1 protein-coding gene is annotated in these 994 nt (G+C 26.4%); it reads left to right on the top strand.

The window, feature by feature from the left end; all coding sequences use genetic code 11:
- Nucleotides 1–316: 316 nt before the first annotated feature.
- On the top strand, nt 317–994 hold a 678-nt coding region (locus U881_RS0101885), incomplete at its 3' end, for a plasmid maintenance protein (RefSeq protein ID WP_024653071.1).

The following is a 994-nucleotide window of genomic DNA, read 5'->3' as shown; positions in this document are numbered from 1 at the left end:
AAAAATGCTTCAAAACCTTCAAATATTCTTTGAGCTTGTACACCGATATGATGCATATTATCTCCTTTATTACTAATTTTTTTTGATAAATTTTTATTCATTTTTAATCTCCTCTAATGTGAATACATAATAAAAATAACAAAAATAAAATTACAGCAAAAACTTGGCTTTGTCAACTTTTTTTGATAAATTTTTGATATAATTTTTTGTAAAATTTAACATTGGACAAAAAAATATTTATCAAAAGAAAAGGTTTACTTTTTAGTGATAATTACGTTATCATGGATCATAGTAATTCATGTTAAAGGAGATTTAAATGAAAGGCACACAGAAATCAGCCATAAAAACTAATAAACATCAACACATGTTAATCATTTTAATATCAACACTAGATTTCATGAACTCAATGTTCAAACAATACAATCAAAACAAAATACTCTATTATTTCAACCGAAACTTAAGACAAAATGGTCAGAAAGAAATTAAAATGAAGACACTTCAAAGTTATTTGTACAAACTAGGCAAAACAATAAACGTAACTGAAAATTACCACAAACATTTAGGTGAAAATTGTGGCACTGAAGTCTACTACAAGCTCAAATATCCTAAAAAAATATGCAATCGAAGAATCAATAAATTTTTTCGAGAAAAAAAAGAAGAAAGGTTCCAAAAGCGTGTGAATAAACATTATGAAAATCTTGAAAAAGCTGTTAATCAACATAGCAATGAAAAGCATAGCAATGAAAAACATGGCAATGGAAAGTATGGGAGTGCTAAAACATGGGAGTGTTTTAATAATAATATAATAATAAATAATAAAGAGAAGATAGAAGAAGACAAGGCAAGGATTGAAAGGTTGCAGTTAGAAAAATACGCGAGTAAATGTAACTTTAAAGATGATGGTTATCTCTCAATTTTAAATTCAAAAGAAACAAAGGAGACTAAAATAGAAAAGTTAAAAGAACTGAAAAGACAAGAATTAGAGAAGATACGA

The organism is Borrelia persica No12 (assembly GCF_000500045.1).
Classification (GTDB): domain Bacteria; phylum Spirochaetota; class Spirochaetia; order Borreliales; family Borreliaceae; genus Borrelia; species Borrelia persica.
Note: the sequence above shows the minus strand (reverse complement) of the source record. Positions and strands in the feature narration are given on the sequence as shown.